This is a genomic window from Nostoc sp. DedQUE12b (genome assembly GCF_034530835.1).
Lineage (GTDB): Bacteria > Cyanobacteriota > Cyanobacteriia > Cyanobacteriales > Nostocaceae > Nostoc.
Window position 1 is genome coordinate 44,510 of record NZ_JAVRCI010000032.1, and the last position, 21,138, is coordinate 65,647.

17 protein-coding genes and 2 tRNA genes are annotated in these 21,138 nt (G+C 41.0%); 7 read left to right on the forward strand and 12 right to left on the reverse strand.

Features of this window, described 5'->3' with window-relative positions; genetic code table 11:
• Nucleotides 1-293 precede the first annotated feature (293 nt).
• A complete protein-coding gene (locus tag RMY16_RS17155) occupies nt 294-2,615 on the reverse strand; it encodes an NB-ARC domain-containing protein (protein ID WP_322737413.1) in 2,322 nt (773 codons plus the stop codon).
• Nucleotides 2,616-2,879: 264 nt separating this feature from the next.
• On the opposite strand from RMY16_RS17155, the gene RMY16_RS17160 reads away from it, so the two are divergent.
• Nucleotides 2,880-3,725, forward strand: coding sequence for a peptidoglycan-binding protein (locus tag RMY16_RS17160; RefSeq protein ID WP_322737414.1), 846 nt, complete (start codon nt 2,880-2,882; stop codon nt 3,723-3,725).
• Nucleotides 3,726-3,821: 96 nt separating this feature from the next.
• On the opposite strand, the gene RMY16_RS17165 is transcribed toward RMY16_RS17160, so the two are convergent.
• A complete protein-coding gene (locus tag RMY16_RS17165) occupies nt 3,822-4,481 on the reverse strand; it encodes an exonuclease (protein WP_322737415.1) in 660 nt (219 codons plus the stop codon).
• Between the two features lie 130 nt (nt 4,482-4,611).
• Between RMY16_RS17165 and RMY16_RS17170 the strand changes: the two genes are divergently transcribed.
• Nucleotides 4,612-6,621 (forward strand): NACHT C-terminal helical domain 2-containing protein, encoded by a 2,010-nt coding sequence (locus tag RMY16_RS17170; RefSeq protein ID WP_322737416.1) that lies wholly within the window; start codon nt 4,612-4,614, stop codon nt 6,619-6,621.
• A gap of 196 nt (nt 6,622-6,817) precedes the next feature.
• On the opposite strand, the gene RMY16_RS17175 is transcribed toward RMY16_RS17170, so the two are convergent.
• The 3 genes from RMY16_RS17175 to RMY16_RS17185 all read right to left on the reverse strand — a co-directional run bounded on the left by RMY16_RS17175 (nt 6,818) and on the right by RMY16_RS17185 (nt 8,737).
• Nucleotides 6,818-8,419: a TROVE domain-containing protein gene (locus RMY16_RS17175; protein WP_322737417.1), complete on the reverse strand. Its 1,602-nt coding sequence runs from the start codon at nt 8,417-8,419 to the stop codon at nt 6,818-6,820.
• A 37-nt stretch (nt 8,420-8,456) separates the two neighbouring features.
• Nucleotides 8,457-8,578 (reverse strand) — tRNA-OTHER (locus RMY16_RS17180).
• 29 nt (nt 8,579-8,607) lie between these two features.
• Nucleotides 8,608-8,737: transfer RNA gene (locus RMY16_RS17185), tRNA-OTHER, on the reverse strand.
• Between the two features lie 539 nt (nt 8,738-9,276).
• Here RMY16_RS17185 and RMY16_RS17190 point away from each other — a divergent pair.
• A complete protein-coding gene (locus RMY16_RS17190) occupies nt 9,277-10,002 on the forward strand; it encodes a hypothetical protein (protein WP_322737418.1) in 726 nt (241 codons plus the stop codon).
• Between the two features lie 33 nt (nt 10,003-10,035).
• On the opposite strand, the gene RMY16_RS17195 is transcribed toward RMY16_RS17190, so the two are convergent.
• Genes RMY16_RS17195 through RMY16_RS33065 form a run of 3 tightly spaced genes read right to left on the reverse strand, consistent with a single transcriptional unit; the run spans nt 10,036 to nt 11,583 of the window.
• Complete coding sequence (locus RMY16_RS17195; RefSeq protein WP_322737419.1) at nt 10,036-11,181, reverse strand: quinone-dependent dihydroorotate dehydrogenase; 1,146 nt, start codon at nt 11,179-11,181, stop codon at nt 10,036-10,038.
• 28 nt (nt 11,182-11,209) lie between these two features.
• Nucleotides 11,210-11,401 carry a DUF6887 family protein gene (locus tag RMY16_RS17200; RefSeq protein WP_322737420.1) on the reverse strand — a complete coding sequence of 64 codons (192 nt, stop codon included), beginning with the start codon at nt 11,399-11,401 and terminating at the stop codon, nt 11,210-11,212.
• Complete coding sequence (locus RMY16_RS33065; RefSeq protein WP_409880741.1) at nt 11,398-11,583, reverse strand: DUF6888 family protein; 186 nt, start codon at nt 11,581-11,583, stop codon at nt 11,398-11,400. Before RMY16_RS33065 ends, RMY16_RS17200 begins: the two co-directional genes overlap by 4 nt.
• A gap of 110 nt (nt 11,584-11,693) precedes the next feature.
• On the opposite strand from RMY16_RS33065, the gene RMY16_RS17205 reads away from it, so the two are divergent.
• Both RMY16_RS17205 and RMY16_RS17210 read left to right on the forward strand, forming a co-directional pair.
• Nucleotides 11,694-14,618: a GAF domain-containing protein gene (locus RMY16_RS17205; RefSeq protein WP_322737421.1), complete on the forward strand. Its 2,925-nt coding sequence runs from the start codon at nt 11,694-11,696 to the stop codon at nt 14,616-14,618.
• Nucleotides 14,619-15,243: 625 nt separating this feature from the next.
• The gene (locus tag RMY16_RS17210; protein WP_322737422.1) at nt 15,244-16,101 is read left to right on the forward strand and encodes a PEP-CTERM sorting domain-containing protein; all 858 of its coding nucleotides are present in this window, start codon (nt 15,244-15,246) and stop codon (nt 16,099-16,101) included.
• Nucleotides 16,102-16,582: 481 nt separating this feature from the next.
• Here the strand turns inward: RMY16_RS17210 and RMY16_RS17215 are convergent, their stop codons facing one another.
• Together RMY16_RS17215 and RMY16_RS17220 are read right to left on the reverse strand one after the other, a co-directional pair.
• Nucleotides 16,583-16,831, reverse strand: coding sequence for a hypothetical protein (locus tag RMY16_RS17215; protein ID WP_322737423.1), 249 nt, complete (start codon nt 16,829-16,831; stop codon nt 16,583-16,585).
• Nucleotides 16,832-16,941: 110 nt separating this feature from the next.
• Complete coding sequence (locus tag RMY16_RS17220; RefSeq protein WP_322667060.1) at nt 16,942-17,148, reverse strand: hypothetical protein; 207 nt, start codon at nt 17,146-17,148, stop codon at nt 16,942-16,944.
• A 903-nt stretch (nt 17,149-18,051) separates the two neighbouring features.
• Between RMY16_RS17220 and RMY16_RS17225 the strand changes: the two genes are divergently transcribed.
• Complete coding sequence (locus RMY16_RS17225; RefSeq protein ID WP_289799005.1) at nt 18,052-18,246, forward strand: DUF2256 domain-containing protein; 195 nt, start codon at nt 18,052-18,054, stop codon at nt 18,244-18,246.
• Complete coding sequence (locus RMY16_RS17230) at nt 18,246-19,199, forward strand: isoaspartyl peptidase/L-asparaginase (RefSeq protein ID WP_322737424.1); 954 nt, start codon at nt 18,246-18,248, stop codon at nt 19,197-19,199. Before RMY16_RS17225 ends, RMY16_RS17230 begins: the two co-directional genes overlap by 1 nt.
• On the opposite strand, the gene RMY16_RS17235 is transcribed toward RMY16_RS17230, so the two are convergent.
• Nucleotides 19,190-19,612: a DUF29 family protein gene (locus tag RMY16_RS17235; RefSeq protein ID WP_322737425.1), complete on the reverse strand. Its 423-nt coding sequence runs from the start codon at nt 19,610-19,612 to the stop codon at nt 19,190-19,192. The two genes, RMY16_RS17230 and RMY16_RS17235, sit on opposite strands and share 10 nt — an antisense overlap.
• Nucleotides 19,613-19,727: 115 nt before the next feature.
• Nucleotides 19,728-21,107 carry a bifunctional UDP-N-acetylglucosamine diphosphorylase/glucosamine-1-phosphate N-acetyltransferase GlmU gene (glmU, locus tag RMY16_RS17240; protein ID WP_322737426.1) on the reverse strand — a complete coding sequence of 460 codons (1,380 nt, stop codon included), beginning with the start codon at nt 21,105-21,107 and terminating at the stop codon, nt 19,728-19,730.
• Nucleotides 21,108-21,138 lie beyond the last annotated feature (31 nt).

Sequence of the window (21,138 nt, forward strand, 5' to 3'; positions counted from 1 at the left end):
ATTTCATCCCTTATAGTTATTTAGACAAAACTTCATCTACTGTCTTTGGGTGGACAATTTGGGATGAAACCAGGCTAATATTTAGCAGATTGCCGCATTAATAGTCTTAGATCGAAAAGAATAGCGATCGCCCAATTATTACTAAGTTACACTACACTTTGTTGACAAATAACGCATCTTGCTAAGAGTACAAAAATTAGAAGTGCGATCGCTGACGACGAAGTGTAGCCCATTGCCTAATTTGGGCAGCAGCCATACTAGAAAACAACTGGAAATGCGTTGTTTGCAGATAATTATGGGCAATCAAGTAAAGTTTGCATCTCCTGTGCATCCCTTGTCATTCCCAATTGCTCAAAACTATTAATAGCCTGAGTGGATAATTGGCAAGCTTTTTGGACACTTCCCCACTTTTTCTCCCAGCGCGCAAGAGAACGTTGATAACGAGCCAGACGCCGCTTATTATTACTGCTTTCGGCAACAGTTAAGCCTTTAATTAATAGCTTTTGAGCTTCATCGCGATCGCCTTGGTCGATGGCAATATCAGCAAGCCAATTTTGAGCAGAATTAATCACCCGATGCCAATTTATTTTTTCTGCACTTTTCATCACATCTTGAAATAGCTTCTTCGTTAATGAATATTCCCCTTCTGAATAAAAGATTTCAGCCCGATGATAAAGAACTGGAATAAAATAGCGGATGTGCTGTCGCCCGTCTAGATTCGCCTCGATCGCTAATTTTTCTTCTACCGTTAGCCAGTGGCGTGCATCTATATAATTATTCTGTCTGATTCGCAGTCTAGCCATACTTTCGGCTAAGTCAGCTTGAACGCATGAATCTGCATGGTCGCGTAAAACCCATGCCCGCTGCAATATTTCGTCTGCTTGTGTGAGACTTTGAGGCGAACACTCCCGAATTAACAGCCAGGTTTTGCGGATCATGAACTTCACCAAAGATGACCATTCACCACGTAGTTCTGATTGTTCTATCAGCCATTGCAACCAATCAAGGCGATCGTCCCAATAAGCATAGAGATTGGCGTAGTGGTTCAAGAGCAACCATAAATCCCTAACTTCTGCATAATGGTCTTGGTTTTTACACCAATAAAGTACTGCCCGTAGATTTCCTTCCTCTTCCTTTAACCTGTCGTAATGTATCCAGTTCTCCCAATCTTCTCCGCCGTATCTGTAAGCAAAATTTAGATACCATTTCACCCACCGTTTCCGTGCTTCTTTCTCAAAATCTGGGTAAGCAGCTAATTGTGCTAAGGCATACTCACGAGTCAGAGACAGCATTTCGTATCGTTTAGTCTCTGAGTTCAGATTCACTAATGAGAGTTGCTGCAAACGTACCAGGCCATTATTGACAGAATCAGGAGCAGATGTCAGTCCAGCTACTTCAGCCACAGCTGCTTGGATGGGAGAGTCAGGAAAAATCGCCAATGACATTAGTAACTTGTGGGGTGGCTGTCCCTTGATATTTTGCACTGATTCATCAAAGCAAAAACGAGCCACATCGCCTGTAGCGGAGGCTAACTGCTCCAATACGAAGTTCAAAGAGTAGCCACTGGAGACTTGACCGAGTGCGTAGACAATAGCGAGGGGGATTCCTCCAGTGCGATCGTAGAGCAAGCTAGAGTCTTCATCTTGGATAGTTATACCTTTTTCTTCAGCTTGTTGCTGAATCAACTGCAAACCATCATTCAGAGGCAAGTTTCGCAGACTGATTGGTAGCAGGGCAATTCGTTCGCGGGTAGTAATTACTACTTTGACGCAAATGGGTAAATTGTATAGGAATTCTATAACCTCATCCCTGTCCTCTATAGTCTCCATATTGTCCACAATCAGAAGCGTTCGCTGTTTAGAAAGACATTGGCGTACACGCTCAAATTGATCGTTGGGAGGAGATTGAATAATTGTAGAGTCGTTTAAGGCATTGGCAATCACTCGAAAAATTTCGCGCAGATTACGCTGTCCTTGCTGCCGTTGCAAAATCATATCGGGAATCAGTTCTTGTTGTTTGGCTGAAGTGAAAATAATTGCATCAAATTTAGGTGCATCAGAACTGTTTTCGTTACTAGCTTCTAAGCACAGGTAAGCAGCTGCTAACACCAGCGCTGTTTTCCCTACGCCACCAATGCCATGCACTGTAATCATGTGAGCGCCATGCATCGGCAAAAGCCTTTCCAGTAGCTTTTTCATATCTGCCTCGCGCCCAATAAATTCTGTGTAGGTTGGTGATGGCAGATTGTGGGGGATAGAGGCGCTTTCGGTACTAGATGCAGCAACACCTCTGCGATATCCATGTCTTTCTAGAATGTAAATAAGGTTGCTTGACCTAACGCTGTTGTCTGGTTCTCCTGTCAAAGTTTCAATATCTCGATAGATATAGCTCAATTGCACTCTTACACCAGCGTTATCTCTGTACAAATCCTGACTTATCTTTGTCAAGCTATATCCACATAGCAACCCAAGTAACAGGTCTTTTTTAGAATTTTGCCTATATCGTTCTTGAATTTTAGACTCCAAGTCAGTCAGTAAACGATCTATATCCCAGTCGTGTAAAACCTTTTGATACCAGGCTTTAGACAGATTCCCACGCTCTGACTGATCTGACATAAATATCACCCTATTAGTTCTGTTGTTAAATGTTGGTTAGCAACATTTTAACTAACAAAACTTTGAGTATGTTGTATTAGTAATTTTTAACTAACAAATTTTTAACATTGTTCATTACGCTATTTAGGGTCAATTTAGTAGGCTAATTACTAAGTTCATAATTGTTGGTAACAGGCTGCATCCAAATGGAACATCTATCCTGACAACCAAGCAAAAACTCTGGCTGAATTATCGTTTTCACTTCTGACAACAAAGGAGTACTGAATGAATAAACTAATTCAAACTGTAAGTATCTTGGTTGGTCTAAAACAATCTCGACTTTATTTTCCCGAAGAAAAACAAGTCTGTGTCTTTAATAAACTTCCGACACTTTACCGTGAGTTTACACCAAAATCTGTACAAGAATCAATCAACGAATTGCAAGAGCGATTAAAAATTCAAGGTTTACTTGCAGAGATTACTGGTAAATTTGACTTAGAGACAGACGAAGCAGTAAAAGAATTTCAAAAAAGAAATAATCTTCTAGCAGATGGAGTGGTTGGCCCATTAACATGGGCTTGCCTTTTGTACCCAAAACTTTCTCGGAGTCAAAAAATTAAGTCCCCAGAATTAAGGAAGGCGGTTAGGGAACTGCAAACTATCCTTTATGATGAAGGCTTTTTGAAAAAAGAACCTACTAGCTATTTTGACAGTGCAACAGAAAGAGCGGTGAAACGCTTCCAAAGAGTTTATGGATTGAAGAATGATGGCATTGTTGGGGCAGCAACTTGGGCAGTATTGCTGGGAATGCGACAAAAAATTGATAAAAGCTTTCCGAGGTTAATTTATTTTTTGTCGCCGCAATCATGGTTTTTATGGGAGCAATTTTTGATGATTTGTTGCATCCTATTGGGTATTTATTATAGTCCTATACCAGGTCAGGCTCCTAAATTCACTACTGCTTTAGCAACTGCGTATGGACTTACTTGTGTAGTGCCGTTTCTGTTAGAAAATTTACCGATGAAGCCTTCACTCAAGCCGAGCTTATCTATCTTGCAATATGCTCCTTATGTATTAACTGGTATCTTTTGGAAACCAATTATCAATTTCTTGGGGACATTGTTTAATTAATCATTCGGTAATTGAATAATTGATCAGCGATCAAATTTTTGCGTTGTGCCTTTAAAAATTGCGATCGCTTCCGTCCGAGCGTAGGCGATCGCACTTTTACGCAGCCACTGCACTGAAGAAAAAATTCAGCCGATTAAGCCATTGATGCCAGAAATGAATTAGCCTTGCACGATCAAATTCAAAAATCTCTGCTTCTTCACCTGGCAAGGCTACAACGATAAGAGCATGGTTAATTTTGCAGTTAAAGAGGCGATCGCTATAATACCGATTTATCGCACCACCATAAGCAGCTAGTTGTAAAGGCTTGTCATAAAGCTTATCAATTCTCAGTTTCGGTTCCTCGGCTGTAGTCCATTCAATTAAATGCGGAACACCTTGGTAACGAGCAACTAAATCAACTTTCCCAGCGTAAAGTTCCTGATAGTTAGGCACAAGTTGCTCAACCAGTTGAACATCGCTAAGTTGGTTTAGCACAGATTGAACGCTATCCCAGTAAGGCTGAATCAGGCTGCTGTCAGGTTTGGGTGAGTAACCTTGCAGGTGTTCTTTAATCAACTGGTGCAAGGTATTTCCTCGGTAACGGCTGTTAGCAGCGATTCGATTTGCTTCTGCATCGCCAATTTTATTGCGCCAATAGGAAAGGGCGGCTAGAGACTTTGGTGGCTGTGTCGCTTTTAAAACTGTGGTGACAGCAGGAAGAAGAACATTATTATTACCTTGATAGTAACATCGTCCGTTGATGTAAGTAGATTTCATAAGTTGCGAGTAGTGAATTACTACATCAACTTTTGCGTTAGCCTAGTACACAAGTAATACACATACTGTGAGTCTTTGTGACTATATCGAGTACACAGATGTGTATTGTGGTTGTGATGCGCTAAGAGTTATGAATCAACAACATTTCAATGCAGTATTTAATCGCTTAACTGAAAGGCGGCGAGAAATGCTGCTAAAACTACTGGCTAACGAAAAAGATGAAGCGATCGCAAAATCTTTGAATATTGCACCAACGACAGTTAGAAAATACCGTCAGAAGATTTGTGAGATATTTGGTTTAACGAATGAATTTACAGATCAACACCACTCGAAGTTTCCCGAATTGATTGCTTTATTTGCTAAGTACAAGCCTGAATTATTAAATCCAAATACTTCATATTTACCAAAAACTGAAAAATTAGGTCAAAAGAAAACAATATCTGAAAATTATAATTTTGTGGGGCGTGAAGATGCGATCGCACACCTCGATAAACTAGTTAACGAAGGTGCAAAGGTTATCTTAATTCACGCAGAGGGTGGTGTAGGTAAAACAACCTTAGCTCGTAAATGGTTTGAGTTTCAGGGTTTATTACCATTAAAACTGCCGATAATAATGACACCCCAAAATATCCAATCAGTAGAAGATTGGGTAAGGTTCAAGCTAAAAGACTGCTTTCAGATAAATCCAGAGCCAAATTTTGAAATGATGCTAGAGCAACTTAAAAATGAGCTTCAGACTCCAAAAATCGGTTTTTTAATTGATAGCCTAGAATTATCACTAATAAATGGTGAATTCATTGAACCATATCAAAGGTACTATGTAAAACTCTTAAAAGTGCTAGCTGATACTAGTGTGAAATCAATTACACTTATTACAAGCCGCGAACTGCTTTCTGAGGACAAATTAAAATCAGAGGAGATTAAAACTTATCAATTGGAAGGTTTGAAGGTAGATGCATGGAAAAATTATTTTAAAATTAATAATATCCATATAAATATTAATGCTGTTAGTGAGATGAACCAAGCTTATGGTGGTAATGCCGAAGCTATGTCTCTCATTTGTGCTGATATTAAAGATGAATTTAAATGTGATTTAAGTTCATATTGGCTGAAAACTCATAACGAGTTGTTAGCAAATCCAAAGTTAGATAACCTTGTTAAACGTCAGTTTAATAAACTCAGAAAAGATAATTTACAAGCTTATAAACTACTCTGCCGTTTAGGAGTTTATCCTAATCAAGATAGTGCTGTACCAAAAATATGGCTGTTTTGTTTGCTTTGGGATCTGCCAGCCAGTTGTAAGCAAAAGGTAATTAATGCTTTACGTGTTAGCTCTTTGGTAAAACATTATGATAAAGAGTATTACCTACATAGGGTAATTCGTACAGTATCTGTAGAAAATTTCAGTTTAATGAATGGATTTAATAACAATCAACTACTTTTAATTAAAGAACAAATTGATGCCATTTTAGAATCAGATCCAGAGTTACAGTTATTTCTTGTATGGGTACAACAGAAATCATCTTCCGTCAGATGTACTTTTAATCAACAAAGCATTAGAGCCTTTTATTTTCATTTAGCTCTCAGTATGAATCATGCAATTTATCACTTATGCCCTAATCCTGTTATAGCTTTATTTGAAGAGACTTTTAATCCAGAATTAGCTCTTGCGTTAGGTCTAAACTTAACGAATGAATATGAAAAAAATAATGATATTTATCTTGACATTGAATTAGCCTATGCTTTTGGTGATGCTCCCAAAAAGGCTGATGTTAAACAATATAGCCTTAAACCAGACCTAGTGAATTTACTTCAATACATGGAAAATAAGATTCTTGACTATAGTGCTTCTATGAATTTTTTCTATGGTATAAGTTATGAAAAATCTTGGCAGGATGAGTGGGCAATTGAGGTTCAATATTTAGCTGAACAGCTAAGATTGATGTTGATTAAATATCGCAATATTGGGCACGAATGGAAGTTCACAGAAAAGCAACAGTGCTTACTGCAACAATATTACGATGCCAATAAATTACTTGTTTATTGCCTCGACAGTGCTTCTGAGAAAATGCGATTGCACATCGAAGACACCCTACTCTTACCCATCGCTGAAATAGAAAAACGACCATTCAAAAATTAAATCGCCTTCTTCTTTGCGTGAGGTAAAAATCAAAAACAAAGGCGGGTGCGGGGATTGAACCCGCTAATCCCCACAATGGTGGAGACGTAACCGATAACCCTAAATTCTTCGGCCCCGAAAGGCAAGTTGCGAACAAGGGTAACCCGCCATGAAGCATGAAGGATAAAGTGTTTCATCCTTTACCCTTCAGCAATATCTACAATTCACCCGTAGCTAGCATCTGGATGATCCGAGGCGTACCTGGGTCGAACCCTGCCAAATCCCAAGACAGCGAATCTTCAGGATCTACCAAAGTAATTTGGTAAGGTGTCAAGGTGACATACACCGCCTTGACGTTTGGATTTACCTTTTGGCGGTACTCCTTCAGCGCTTGACTTGGATGCTTATACCCAGCCCAGCTTTCCGAGTCAGTCCAAAAGCAGACTACATCAGCTTTGAACTTATTCTTAATCATCCAGTCATAAGCTACAGATGCATCCGTTCCACCGAAGTTTTGATTGCTAGCTTTGCGAACCGCAGAACTAAAACTATCTTTAGCGGTAATATCTAATTCACGGAATTCCGTAGCAAAGCCGCGAATCATGTAGTTTTTCTCTGCTTTTGCTGTCACCAGTGCCATTGTGGTGGCAATTTCACAGCAAGTTAGTCCCATATCTGCAACCATGCTACCCATAGAACCAGAAACGTCTACGGCGTGCATGAAAACTTTACCTGTGGGTTGCACAACATCAAAAGACAGTTCAACCGCCTTCTCTAATATGTCTACAATCCGAGGAACTGGATTCCAAGTTTTCTTACTGCGTCCTAATGTTCCACCAGATTGATATGTTTTGAGTGCTTTCAAAACATCAATTGGATGGATGCGACCTTTACGCAGATGTTCTTTGTTGTTAAGAACTGCTTCCACTCGCAGCAAATTGGCAGTTTCGTCAGTTCGCAATACACCTAGTTCAGTTAAAGAACCCAAGTTACGCAACATTGCACCTATTGGCATTTCCTGAAATAGCAGCTGCCAAGCAAGCTTATCCATTTTGCCCACAGGTGCAGCCATTTCGTGGGTTAAGCGTCCTTGGGAAATAGCTTCATGAGTTTGGGTAGGATTCCGCTTCAGCCACTCATACCACCAAATCTGCGCTAACGCTTCTGAGGGGATATCTGCTGGCAATTCTTCCCAGCCTCTAACTACCCACTCAAATAGTTGACGGTGATTTTCTGTAGGCGGTTTGACATGGAACAACCGCAATGCATCCCGATGGGAGAAGCCTTGACGCTGTTGATATTTCAACAGTTGATAAGCTAAACCCTTAACATCTTCCCTTGAGAGCCAAGTTTTACCAGCTTCCCGCACTACTTTGCCAAATCCCCGCAGAGATTTGGTGTAGTTCAGCCATTCGTAGAAGTGGCTGCCAGTGCGGACAATTTGCGGAAATATTTCACCAAACGCCTGTTTTGCTTCTGGTGTTTCACCCATAGATAGCAATACTAAAGCTAATATAGGCGCACTGTTATTGATGGCGCGTCCATCGCTAGCATACAAAATTTCTTCTGCTACACGACCGGGATTTTCGGCAACAGCAAGTCTTACAACTGTCACAAAATCTTCAGTTAATTCCTGTTTACCAGCGTAGTAAGTGCTTTTTGCTGTGCCAACCAACAAACAACGGCGCAGCATTTTCCAAATACCAGCATCAAACATCCAGCCGCCGGAACGTCCCTGAACCATTTCGGCTTCTCGTCCGGGGATAGGTTGATTTTGGGGTGTAGTTGTCTTCTTTTTAGTGAAAAAATTGTAATTCATCGCTTCATCTCCCGGCCCTTGCGGGCAAAAATGAAAGGTGGCGGAGCGGGATTTGAACCTGCGACCTCTCGAACCCTAATCGATAACCCTAATTCGTCGGCCTTTGCAGGCAAGGGGTGAACAAGGATGTTTAGCGCTCTACCACTGAGCTACCCGCCACATGAAAATTCAAAATTCAGGACTAAATTTGGTGTAGTGGAGCGGGATTTGAACCCGCGACCTCCCGCTTGGCAGGCGATAACCCTCAATTCGTCGGCCTTTTCAGGCAAGGAATGAATAAGGATGTTTAGGCGCTCTATCCACTGAGCTACCCACCACATGAAAATTCAAAATTCAAAATTCAGCATTAAATTTGCTGTAACGAAGTAGGATTTTTACCTACACCTCCAGAAGTTTGATCGGGGGTGTTTTAGTTATATGCGATAACCCTCGATACGTCGGCCCTTGCGGGCAAGATGGGCGCTCTGCCATTTGAGCTATTCGCTACTGCTGAAAGCTAACTCCCTCATGAAAGTTGACTTGTATTATTAATGTAGTATATGTATTATTTGTTGTCAAGTGCTTTGGAAAGAAAAGTCTGAGAAGTATAAGCAAGCCATTGCTTAGAATTTAGGGAGTAGATTATCCGAGATGTATGGCGCTTATTTTCTCTGGTAAAAACTTTTGCGCGTAGTTTACCGCCGTAGGCATCGCAGACCAATCTTATATGAGCAAAAAGGTAATAAGCCTATAACGCTTACTGAATAAAGCTTTTGCCTAAAATTTTGCCGCAACTTTGCCAAATGATACAAAAAAGTGTCTCAATTTTTGCCAATATAATAATATTATTTCCCAAAATTCACTTGGCAAAAATCGGCATGAGTGAGAAACCCATAGAAGGTAACGGTAAGGCTTTTCTCGTTCTACTTTTGCCCATCTCGTTTTTGATTATTTTCCTAGTTGCCACTTGGAGAATTTTACTAGCGGTAATTGTGCTAGTAATTGCCTTCAAGCTTTGGCAGGAATATCAATGGCAACAGTGGACTGTGCGAGTTAACCCAATTTTTCATCAATTGGTTCGTGAAAATCAAGGCAGACTTACGCCAATGGACTTGGCAATCAGGGGCAATTTTCCTGGAACAACGGCAAAACGCTACTTGGATGCTAAAGCCTCGGAATTTGGTGCCAGTATAGTGAACTCTGAAGAAGCAGGGCAGTCTTATTACTTTATAACTGCCAGCATTCTCGGCAATATTCTCGATAGTAGTGAGCCTGTTAAAGAACTTCCGGCTCAACCAGTTACTAAAACTGCGCGATCGCTATTAGCACCACCACCAACCCCGCAGGAGGAAGAACCAGAAACCGAATCACTTCCACAGCCAACAGATGAAGAAGTTAAACGATCGCTGGAAAAACAGTTAATTTTTGGCTCTCTAATTCAATCTGAACTTGCGAAACGGCTCAATGTCTATTCCAGCACGGTTTATAAACGGCGAAACGATCCAGAATTTCCTGAATGGAGTCGCAGCAGAGACCCTGATGGTATTGCCTGGTCATTCTCGGAAAAAACTAAAGAGTTTTTCCCAGTGGAGGAAGAAGGGTAAAACAATTCGTAATTCGTAATTCGTAATTCGTAATTAGAATTTTGGAATTTTTGTTTGTAAACCCACAGCTTCGTTGATGGAATTTAATCCGCTTTGTTCTAGCTTGGAAAGTAAACCAGCTAGAATTCGGCGTACCATCATTGGCCCTTCGTAAATCCAGCCTGTATAAACCTGAATCAAACTAGCACCAGCAGTAATTTTTTCCCAAGCATCTTCTGAGGAAAAAATACCACCAACCCCAATAATTGGGATTTGTCCTTGGGTTTGCTGCCAAATAAAACGAATTACCTCAGTGGAGCGATCGCGCAATGGTTCACCGCTAATTCCGCCTGCTTCATCTTGGGGTGATTTGCCAGTTTGGTCAATCACCTGGGTTTTCAGTCCATCACGGCTGATCGTGGTATTAGTGGCGATAATTCCCGCCAGTTGGTAGGTTTTGGCAAGAGTTATAATGTCAGCGATCGCTTCCCATGATAAATCTGGGGCTATCTTGACAAAAATTGGTTTTTGTGTAGTATTTTCTTGTTGTAATAAATCTAAGATGGCACTGAGCATAGAAGCATCTTGGAGCGATCGTAACCCTGGTGTATTGGGAGAAGAGACATTAACAACAAAATAGTCTCCCAAATCCTTGAGTAAACGAAAACTATCGAGATAATCCTGTGCCGCTGCTTCTAGGGGAGTTATCTTAGATTTACCCAAATTTATCCCTATAGGTATTGCTCGGCTTAACTGATGCTTTCCTTGTTCCAAACGTGCCGCCATTACTGCTGCACCGCTGTTATTAAAACCCATCCGATTTAGAGCAGCTTTATCCAACGGTAGGCGAAACAAACGGGGAGGCGGATTTCCGGGCTGTGCGTGAAAAGTTACAGTTCCTAGTTCTGCAAAGCCAAAACCCAAGTTAGACCAAATGCCCGCAGCGACTCCATCCTTGTCGAAGCCAGCTGCTAACCCTACAGGATTTGGAAAGTTTAGCCCAAACAAATTTTGTTCTAGGCGGGAATCGTACAGACACAGGGATTTTTGTAGGCGGTGGTTTACCCAACTAGCAGGAGGGCTAATATTTCTTTGCGATAGCCAACTAAAACTACGAATCGTCTGCTGGTGTAACCACTCCGGGTCTGTTTTTATCACATTGAACAAAAGCGGACTAATTGCAAATTTGTAAATATCCATTAGCTTTTATTTTCGGAGCTATTGCAGATCATTCCACTTGGGATTTTCTAATTTTCTCGCGGATTAGTTGCTCAAATTGATCCATTGAAACAATCTCAATTCCAGGTTCATTTTGTAGTCTGTCCATGTATGCTTGGAATGCAATCTGGTCTTGTGGATGTTTTTTCACGTAGTCTCTCAATTGCTCTCTGCTCATTGCGGCAAGATTTATATCGGTCATAAAAACCTCACTTTTCCGTTTGGATAAATTAGCACTTCTATGTCATCGCCAGCCAAGATATAAATTTGGTTGGTTCTCTCATCTAGTCTGACTATATTAATTGGCTGAAGTACATTACTTAATCTGACGCAAACTAAGAAAAATTCAACGGTTTGTTTTGCTGTAGGTACTTGTGGGTACATAACCGCTTATTAAGCTGTTTAGGTTCAACATTAAACACTTGTGGCAATATTACTCAGGGTGCTTTTTTGGGCATCTTATATATTACAAGTTATGTTAACCAATAAATCAGATGGGGCAGCCACAAAAACCTATAGCCGCCGAACAGCAGATCCTCTCTTTGGGACGCGTCCTCCAAAGCCTCAGAGAAGAAGATGATGTTGACGTTCTGATTGAAACTACTATTTCTTATCTTAAAGAAGAGTTTGACTACAAACTGATTTGGATTGCTCTTTACGATCGCCTGAATCACATATTATTCGGAAAAGGGGGGATCACACCCGATCGCGACATGAGCTTTTTACGCCAAAGAGTTGTTCTCAGTCCTGGGGATTTATTAGAGCAAGTAGTAATTGAACAGCATCCTTTGGGCGTAGCTGATTTGCAAACTGAAATCCGCGCCGCCGAATGGCGAAAAGTTGCCGAAAAATTCCACATCCAAGGAACGATTATTTTACCAATTCGCTACAAAGACCGTTGCTTGGGCTTGGTATTACTGGGTTCAGAACGCTGGGGCTACTTACTGACAGGAGAAACAAAAGCACGTTTGATGATGGTTTTAGGTGAACTGGGGGCAGTGCTTTATCAAAATGAGATGCATAAGCACCAAAAGCAAACCAGGCGAACTGACGAGCCATTATTAGAATTGCTAGAAAATTTACGCACCCTCAGTAACCTGAATCAAAGACTTGAAGCAGCGGTGCAAGCAACTCATAAATTTGTCTCCCCCAATCGGACAAATGTTTACTGGTTTGAGCGAGAAGGGCGCTACTTTTGGTGTCGAATGAGCAATCAGTTGGTGAAAATGGATCGCAATTCTAGCAGTCAGCAAGCAGCGGGAATGACTGTACAGGACTTGAGCGATTTTTATTATGCTTTGGCAGTTAACCAAATAGTCTCCATTGGTGATGCCCGCAGTTCTTTAAAAAGCCATTTTACGGCTAAATTGCTGCAACGTTTGAACGTGCGATCGCTCTTGGCAGCTCCGATTATTTGGCAAAAGAACTTAGTCGGTTTCCTGGCGGTGGAAAGCAATGAACCTCGCATCTGGACAGACACAGACAAAAATTTCGTCCAGGGTGTTGCTGGTTTAATTTCTCTGGTTGCACCTACTGAAAGCATGGAAAGCACTATCAAACAGATTCAAGAGGATGCTCAACTGACTAGCCAAGTTGCTCAAGGTATCTATAGCGAACATGACCTTCAGACAACTTTACATAGTTGTGCTAAAAGAGTTTTAGCTCGATTAAGTGCTACCCGCTTTTTGCTGTTGCAGTATGACCCTGAACAGAAGAATTATCAATTTATTTACCAAAGTCAGCCCCAAAATCGTCGTCCGTTGACATTTACCCTTCATACTCTCAAAGAATTAGATGGGCAGCTTTTGCAAAATTCAACTCAAGCGCTGGAAATTGAGAACTTAGATGAAGATTTACGCTTTTTTAACTGGCGTCCCTCGTTGTTAGAGAATGGTGTGCGATCGCTACTTGTTTGTAAATGCACTCATGAACATATACCAGCAGCACTTTTGGTGATTACTCATGAAAGCCATCGTTCTTGGACAACCCTAGAAAAAGAATTGCTGTGGGCCGTCAGTCAGCAGATTGGTGTAATTGTTCGTCAGTGGCAATTACATAACCGTACTACCCAGCAGCAAAAAACTTCCCAGGCATTTGAGCAATGCTTACGTATTCTGACACAATCCCAGAACAGGATTGAGGTCGAAAAAAAGCATTTAGAACGTACAGCACTTGAACAAATAGCATCAATTTTGGCTTGTCCTCTCGCGCTAATGCTATCCTGGGCGCCTGGTGAGAGTTGGGCAGAAATTATCCCTGGAGTGATTGACAATAGCCTATTTGGGATTTTTTCTGATGCATCTATTCCTATCCAGGCTGAAGCCTTAATTCAGTGGGCACTTGTTACGGAGAATTACCTGACTTTGAAGGTGGATAATTTACCCCCGGAAACTCGGAAATGGTTGAATATTCCAGACAAAGGTCAAATTTTGGTGATGGCATTACGTACAACTGCTGATTATGAAACCACTAGTGTAGTGCTGTTAGCAGACTATCAAGAGCGTCGCTGGTCAGAACAAAACCTCAGTGCAACAGCAACTCTGATTTCTCAATTAGCTTGGTGGCGTCGTGAAAAGCAAATTACCCGACTTTTAGAATCCACAACAGAAGAATTACGACAACTTAACTGGTACAAACATCGTCGCCTAGAGGAAATTCAAAGAATAACGGCGCACTCCCTTAAACAAATACATGATTTGGGCATTCCTGCGAATGAACTGACTCAGATGCGCTACCAGCTATTGCTGCGGCAGTTAGACCATACAGCCGCCTCCATGAGTGGAATGCTAAAACTCGAACACTGGCAGCTACATATTAGTTGGGAAACGATGCCCATAGCCAGTTTACTGAAGCGATCGCTCGAACGGATCGAAAATCACCTGAAACAACAAAAGCTGTGGATTGGTGTACATGGTTTGGGACAACCGATTGATGAGCAAGAATCGCCCAAGAATTCTTCATTAGTTAGAGGCGTTCCTCCCTCCAGCACTCAATCTGCAATGGCGATCGCTGGTGATATTGTCAAAATTGAATTAGTTATCCATGAATTATTGATTACTGCCTGTAACCGTTCTCAAACTGGTAGCAGAATTGATATTTGGTGTCGCCGTTTAGATCCGTCAAAACCCTTAGATATAAAATATTCTTCTTCTACAACTGGAGCGGCTGAACATCAAACATCGCTAGAACTATCGATCACATATAACGGTGCGATCGAACCACAGCTACTCACAGAACTACATGATAATACACCTAAAGATGCGCTTGCTCCCTCCAAGCTCGACCAACCACCAGCTTTACATCTGGTGATCTGCCAAAATCTCATGCAAGAACTAGGAGGAGAGTTGAATTTCTATCAGTTACCAGATAATCGGGTAGTCAGTCGCTTGTTGTTGCCGTTAGCTATTCATGATTCTTAGTCCAGCTTTGCGTAAAATCGTCGCAAATTAGGAGTTCAAATTTAAACACAGATGCGCTTCATCTTCTGGCAGAAAAGGTTAGTACAACTGTGCCACTAAGGGGGATCTTTAGACTATACACCTTAAGCAGTAAACCGCATTGATACCAATCCTGACTTCGATAATTGGTACAGGCGATCGTTGCTAGATTGTACAGTGATTTGCTTGCTCATCAAAGGATGTTCTGGCACCAACATCATTTATGTGAACTCCTCCCTACTGAATTTGTGAACTTTTCCCTACTGAATCCTTACGTAAATTCCAATTAAAAAATGCTCTTTTTTACTCAAGCTTTATAACAAACTAGTGGATGCACGACTAGTATAAGTATGTAACCAATTAACTGCACTCTAGATTTAATAACTAAAGTACTTATACGGTTATTACTTATATAAAGGTGCGGAAGTGGTAAATAAAAATTAGTCCTTAAATAGAAGATTTCTTCTACATAAGACAAACATGGCTTGGAAAGTTCCCAAGCTGCCCATCTTGCTTGCCTATACTTGGCTTTTACTCATTAGTAAGTCCGTAGACAAGCATGACAAATTTGCAATCTTAACATCATAAAAGAAAAACAAAAAATTGTATGAAAAAGTACACCAAAGTTGTAAAGCGTTTTTTGGCATTGGCTACTCCAGTGATCGCTACTTCGATATTGGCAGCCTTACCGAGCCAAGCTGCTACCCTTGCATATTCTGAGTCAAGATTCAACATTAACAACTTTAGTAGCAGCCCTTTAGATGTTAGGACTTTGACTGATAATGTGACCACAGCAATTAGCACAGGTGGTCAAGTAACTGCTGATGCTAACGCTGAAGCTAAGTTTAATATCGATGCAAACAACTCTGCCTCTAATTTGTCCTTCAGCCAAGCTCAAGGTCAGGGTGATGGCTATACAGGGTCGGCGGAAAGCTTTGCTGCGATTATCGGTTACGATTTTATAGTAGACAAAGAATTTTCTTTTGATTTCAGTGGCTTATTTAAGCTTGAAACATCCATTGATGATGCATCCACTGAACGTGCAAATGCTCGTGGAGAGTTCTTATATCAGTTATACGACAGAGATAGTGGTAATCTTTTGGACTCTTTCAAGATTTCTGGAAATTTATCAACTATAGGTAACAATGATGCTTTTGTATTTGAACCGAGTAGTAACATAACTCTGGATTCAAGTCAGACTTCTATTGATAAATCTTTTGGCGGAACACAGGAATATGCTTTGACTAACTTTAAGGGTAAATATTCCCGTACTTTTGATAAGTCAACTCGTTTATTATTAATAGAATCTAAAATTAATCAAGTGAGCGTCTATACTGTACCAGAACCCTCAACAATTCTAGGTTCCCTGTTTAGTTGCACTATGTTTGGTGCTGTCTCGATACGCAAGCGTAAAAGAGCTTCTTCGGCTGCGTTGTTGGTTAATAAGGATTTAAGGTCTGTTTAGTATGCAACAGTGTGACAATCTTTGTGGAACTGTGGATATCGTTTAAAACCCGGAGTACCCCTTTTACAGTTGTCATAAAACTAAGAGATAGAAGACTATGCTTGTTTTCTACTCGTAAGTCTTGCCATTGAGTTAAGTTCATTAGCAAAAAGAAAGTTAGCTGCAAATACAGCACAATCAATTCAATAATTTATGCAAATCTTTTTTAGCTGTATTTTTAATACTCATCCACAGCTAAGTACAGCTATTTTGAATGAATTTTTACAGTCAGAATTGCATTATCTACTGCTGTTATCTGAGCTGACTTTTCATAAGCTTTGAACTCAAAAACAAGCATAGTCATTAAGCAACGCCGAAGTGTCGCTTTTACCTACTGTCTTATACTACTATAGGTGGTATAAGATAGAGGTACAGAAGTATTCCTAACAAGCTTTCATGAGCTATGTCCATAAAAGCTTTCTACAAATTGGTTATGCCAGCTTTAGGAAACTGTTGCCGATGTATCAGCAGATGCAATAGCCTTATCACCATCAGTAATAACGGCAGCAAGGGCGCCAGCAAGAGCACCTTCAATAGTAGCTGTAATAGTGCCGTTGCCTACTTTATAACTGCTCTTTTTAGCAGTAGAATAAGCACGTGCGTAAGCAGATGCAAATCCCCCTTGTACTTGACTAAGATCGGAAACTTCATCTTCACAAAAACTGAGATCGGAAATTCTTAATCGTTCCATAAAAAAGCTCTCTTGGAAAAACGAATGTATTGCTGAAAGTTTTGAGAACTTTCAGCAATTTTTCTATCTAAAATGCACTGTAGTACACTTTAGGACGGACTAAGGCTTATTTAGCCGGCAGAAGAACTAGATGAACCGACACTAGCAGATAGGCTGTATTTCTTGGAGACAGCAATGGTGCTAGTAGCAATGCTGGTGATAGCGATGTTTTTACCAAAAGCAAATGCTTTTGAAGTAGCATCTGCAAAAGCTATTCCACCTTGAACATTCTCATTTTCAAGAACGGTTTCTACATGAGAAAGATCGTTGATAATCATGATTTTACTTTCCTAAGAATTAGTAAGGTCGACTTGTTTGTTGTCGTGCCACTACAACTTGTTTTTTAGTGGCATACAAAGAATAGCACTATTAGAATTCGATGAATAGTAGTTTTACGTAAATTTTCTTTTAAAAAGGAAAAAACATTATATTATCAAGTTATTTACAGGGTTTCGTATTCATAAATGCTTTCAAAATGACTTTGCTATGTATTATCAAGTTAATTACAACATTTAGTATTTAGAGACTGTTTTAAAAGTGTTTTGATATGACTTTAGGCACTTTTAATCCCTCTAAGCTCCAAAGCTGCTTTATTTGATCTATTAAGGAGGATATTGTCAACAACATAGGCAATAAATTTAGGAAAGTTAGTAATCAGAGAAATTACTATCTCAAAGAGTCAATTTCAGTGCGTTGGCGAAACCTTTCTGAAGGCATCACCATTTTCTTGTGCAATCAGATTTTTTATTACCTGATTTTTTTTGCTTGAAACGCTTGTAAATCAGCACCTTTTAGCCAATGAAACATCCCTAATCCGTCAGGGGTGTTTCATGGTTTTCATTGGTATGAGTCAACTTAAGCTAAAACTCCTTTAAAATCTCGTTTCCAGCCTCTCAATTAGGCATTCCCAGTCTCCGACAGGCAATGAGATAATCTGCTAAAGTCTTTGTGCGCCTATAAATCTAGAAATAATTTGGGATAATTTATTTTTTGCAAGTCCCTAAAAGAGAAGGCTAGTAAGATTCAAAGCCTCTCTCTTTTGAGAAAAAATATTGCAACTAAGTCTAAGGATAGATTGACAATATATTTGTTCGTCGAATTTATCCTGCCTTCATAGCAAACTGGTTATAATTATCTTCCATCTCCCTCAGAAATCAAATTCTCATCTACACAGCATTTATATGGGACGTGTTCGTTCTAAATCTGACCTACCTACAAAAATCTGTCCGGTATGTCAACGTCCTTTCACATGGCGTAAAAAGTGGCAAGATTGTTGGGACGATGTGAAATATTGCTCAGAACGTTGTCGTCGTCGCCGTTCTGAAGCTCAAAATGAAACCAACCGCGATACAGACGCAAATAGCGCAAGAGATTAATGGAGTTAGAGGTGCAACCTAAATTAATTATTCATGGAGGGGCTGGTAGTTCTCTCCACGGTAAAGGCGGATTAGAGGCGGTGCGCCGATCGCTCCATACAGTAATAGAAGAAGTTTATTCTCTGCTATTGTCAGGAGCAACTGCCTCAGAGGCAGTGGTGCAGGGTTGTCTAATGCTCGAAGACAACCCCCGTTTTAATGCTGGTACTGGTTCAGTATTGCAATCCGATGGACAAATCCGTATGAGTGCTTCCCTGATGGATGGTGCATCAGGACGGTTTAGTGGTGTGATTAATATCTCGCGGGTGAAAAATCCGATTGATTTAGCGCAATTTTTACAAAGCTCGCCAGACCGAGTGCTATCAGATTTCGGTTCGGCTGAGTTGGCGCGGGAAATGCAAATTCCCAGCTATAACGCTTTAACTGATTTGCGGTTACAAGAGTGGATACAAGAGCGCCAGGATAATTTTAAAAGCACAATGGCTGGTGTGGTAGCAGAACCCGAACTGCTAGAAACCAGCAATGCCGGACGCGGTACCATCGGTGTAGTAGCTTTAGATGCATCTGGTAAGCTAGCTGCTGGCACTTCTACTGGTGGTAAGGGATTTGAACGGATTGGCAGGGTAAGTGATTCGGCGATGCCAGCAGGTAATTATGCTACTAGTAATGCTGGTGTTAGCTGTACTGGCATTGGTGAAGATATCATCGATGAGTGTTTAGCCGCACGGATTGTAGTGCGTGTCACTGATGGGATGTCACTGGAGGAGGCTATGCAGCGCTCCTTTGGGGAAGCCCACGAGAACAAACGCGATTTGGGAGCGATCGCCTTAGATGCTAGTGGAGCGATCGCTTGGGGAAAAACTAGCGAAATTTTACTCGCCGCCTACCATGACGGCGAAAAAATTGGTGATACTTTGGAATGGACTGGTAACGAACTGATCGGCTATTGTTGAATCAGTTTCAGGGCTTCGGCTAAAGTTTCTTGCTGGTCAACCATTGCGGCCAATTCTTGGGCTTCATAATGCCCCTCCAAAGCTTCTAGCGCCGCTCTTTTCAGTGCCACTTGATATCCTTGTTCCAGAATATCGATTAATTCTACTTGATTCAAGTAAAAGCCACCGGATTTGCGGCGCTTGTTTATTTTGTTGATTTCCCGCACTGTATTTTCTATTGATACATCCCAAGAGCGAGTAGAACGTTTTTCGGCCTTTTGTTTAATTAAATGGATGAGCAGAATCACACCATAACTATCAATTTTATTGATTTTGTCACTGAGACTCATTTCTTCTAACTCATCCACCAACAGTAGCGCCTCATGGATTTTGCCTTGTTCTAGAAATTGCCTAAGTTCTAGCAGTTCTTCCATGCATGTTATATGTTGAGATTTTGCCTATACTACTAATCTAGCTAGATTAGACATCTAGCAAAAATCGTGGTTTTAGACTATAAACCACAGATCAACCGCGATTAACACCGATAAATTATTTATGTTGATCTGTGGTTTCATTTTCAACATTTTTCCTTCGCCAAGCTGGTTTTACCACCTGACGACTACGGGCAATTACCAGAGAATCATCAGGCACATCTTCTGTCACAGTAGAACCAGCTGCAATGTAGACATCATCTCCCAAAGTGAGCGGAGCCACTAAAACACTATTGGCGCCAGTTTTTGTCCGATCGCCTATTTTGGTACGATGTTTCTTTACGCCGTCATAGTTGGCAGTAATTGTACCAGCACCAATATTCACCTGATTACCGACAACAGTATCACCTATATATGACAAATGGGCTGCATTGGTGCGATCGCCTAATTGCGTATTTTTCAATTCCACAAAATTCCCCACACGGCAACCAGCACCCACCTGTACCTGACCGCGCAAATGAGTATAAGGGCCAATTCGGCTTCCGGCTTGCACGGTGCTATTTATGACTACTGAATATTGCACTGTAACATTTTCACTTAATTGACTATTTTCAATTAAACTCCCCGGCCCAATGTGACTTCCTGCTTGGATCGCTGTATTTCCTCGCAGGTGAGTTTGGGGTTCAATAATTACATCCGGTTGCAATTCCACTGTTTCATCAATGGTGATGCTGGTGGGGTCGATAAGAGTGACACCCGCCAGCATCCATTTTTCCTTGACTCGTTTTTGCAAAATTTCGGATGCTGCTGCTAGTTGCAAGCGATCGTTGATGCCGAGAATTTCTTGGTAATCTTCCACATCCACTGCCATCACTTGTCCCACCTGAGTCACAGCATCGGTAAGATAATATTCTTTTTGGGCATTGTTTGCCTGGAGGTGAGGAAGCACCTTTGCCAAATCTGGCCAGCGAAAGCAGTAAACTCCAGCGTTAATCCGCTGATTTTGTCTTTGAGCAGCTGTACAATCCTTGTGTTCGACTATTTCCTGCACAATATTTTCATCGTTACAAAAAACCCGCCCGTAGCCTGTGGGGTCAGGTAGGTGCGAGGTGAGAATAGTGGTAGAGTTTTGATTTCGGACGTGAGTTTGTAACATCTGCTTAAGAGTTTCGCTGCGTATTAACGGTAAATCGCCGTTAAGTACCAGCAAATCTCCAGTGTAATTTTCCAAGTGAGGAAGTAATTGCTGGATAGCATGACCTGTCCCCAATTGCACAGTCTGTTCGACAAACTCCAAGCTGGGAATTGAATGCATGGCGGCTTGCACTTCTTCGGATTGATATCCCACAATCACGATTTGCCGTGAGGGCGAAAGTGGTTCTACACTTTCGAGAACTCTCTCTATTAGCGATCGCCCACCCAAAGAATGTAAAACCTTGGGTAAGCATGATTTCATCCGTGTGCCGCGTCCTGCCGCTAGAATTGCTACAACTACCATAATTAGCTATCAGCTATCAGTGAAATGTGAT

What these genes read in the sequence shown, in the direction of transcription:
- RMY16_RS17155 (WP_322737413.1), bottom strand. Translation starts at nt 2,615, where the DNA reads ATGTCAGATCAGTCAGAGCGTGGGAATCTGTCTAAAGCCTGGTATCAA.
- RMY16_RS17160 (WP_322737414.1), top strand. Translation starts at nt 2,880, where the DNA reads ATGAATAAACTAATTCAAACTGTAAGTATCTTGGTTGGTCTAAAACAA.
- RMY16_RS17165 (WP_322737415.1), bottom strand. Translation starts at nt 4,481, where the DNA reads ATGAAATCTACTTACATCAACGGACGATGTTACTATCAAGGTAATAAT.
- RMY16_RS17170 (WP_322737416.1), top strand. Translation starts at nt 4,612, where the DNA reads ATGAATCAACAACATTTCAATGCAGTATTTAATCGCTTAACTGAAAGG.
- RMY16_RS17175 (WP_322737417.1), bottom strand. Translation starts at nt 8,419, where the DNA reads ATGAATTACAATTTTTTCACTAAAAAGAAGACAACTACACCCCAAAAT.
- RMY16_RS17190 (WP_322737418.1), top strand. Translation starts at nt 9,277, where the DNA reads ATGAGTGAGAAACCCATAGAAGGTAACGGTAAGGCTTTTCTCGTTCTA.
- RMY16_RS17195 (WP_322737419.1), bottom strand. Translation starts at nt 11,181, where the DNA reads ATGGATATTTACAAATTTGCAATTAGTCCGCTTTTGTTCAATGTGATA.
- RMY16_RS17200 (WP_322737420.1), bottom strand. Translation starts at nt 11,401, where the DNA reads ATGACCGATATAAATCTTGCCGCAATGAGCAGAGAGCAATTGAGAGAC.
- RMY16_RS33065 (WP_409880741.1), bottom strand. Translation starts at nt 11,583, where the DNA reads ATGTACCCACAAGTACCTACAGCAAAACAAACCGTTGAATTTTTCTTA.
- RMY16_RS17205 (WP_322737421.1), top strand. Translation starts at nt 11,694, where the DNA reads ATGGGGCAGCCACAAAAACCTATAGCCGCCGAACAGCAGATCCTCTCT.
- RMY16_RS17210 (WP_322737422.1), top strand. Translation starts at nt 15,244, where the DNA reads ATGAAAAAGTACACCAAAGTTGTAAAGCGTTTTTTGGCATTGGCTACT.
- RMY16_RS17215 (WP_322737423.1), bottom strand. Translation starts at nt 16,831, where the DNA reads ATGGAACGATTAAGAATTTCCGATCTCAGTTTTTGTGAAGATGAAGTT.
- RMY16_RS17220 (WP_322667060.1), bottom strand. Translation starts at nt 17,148, where the DNA reads ATGATTATCAACGATCTTTCTCATGTAGAAACCGTTCTTGAAAATGAG.
- RMY16_RS17225 (WP_289799005.1), top strand. Translation starts at nt 18,052, where the DNA reads ATGGGACGTGTTCGTTCTAAATCTGACCTACCTACAAAAATCTGTCCG.
- RMY16_RS17230 (WP_322737424.1), top strand. Translation starts at nt 18,246, where the DNA reads ATGGAGTTAGAGGTGCAACCTAAATTAATTATTCATGGAGGGGCTGGT.
- RMY16_RS17235 (WP_322737425.1), bottom strand. Translation starts at nt 19,612, where the DNA reads ATGGAAGAACTGCTAGAACTTAGGCAATTTCTAGAACAAGGCAAAATC.
- glmU (WP_322737426.1), bottom strand. Translation starts at nt 21,107, where the DNA reads ATGGTAGTTGTAGCAATTCTAGCGGCAGGACGCGGCACACGGATGAAA.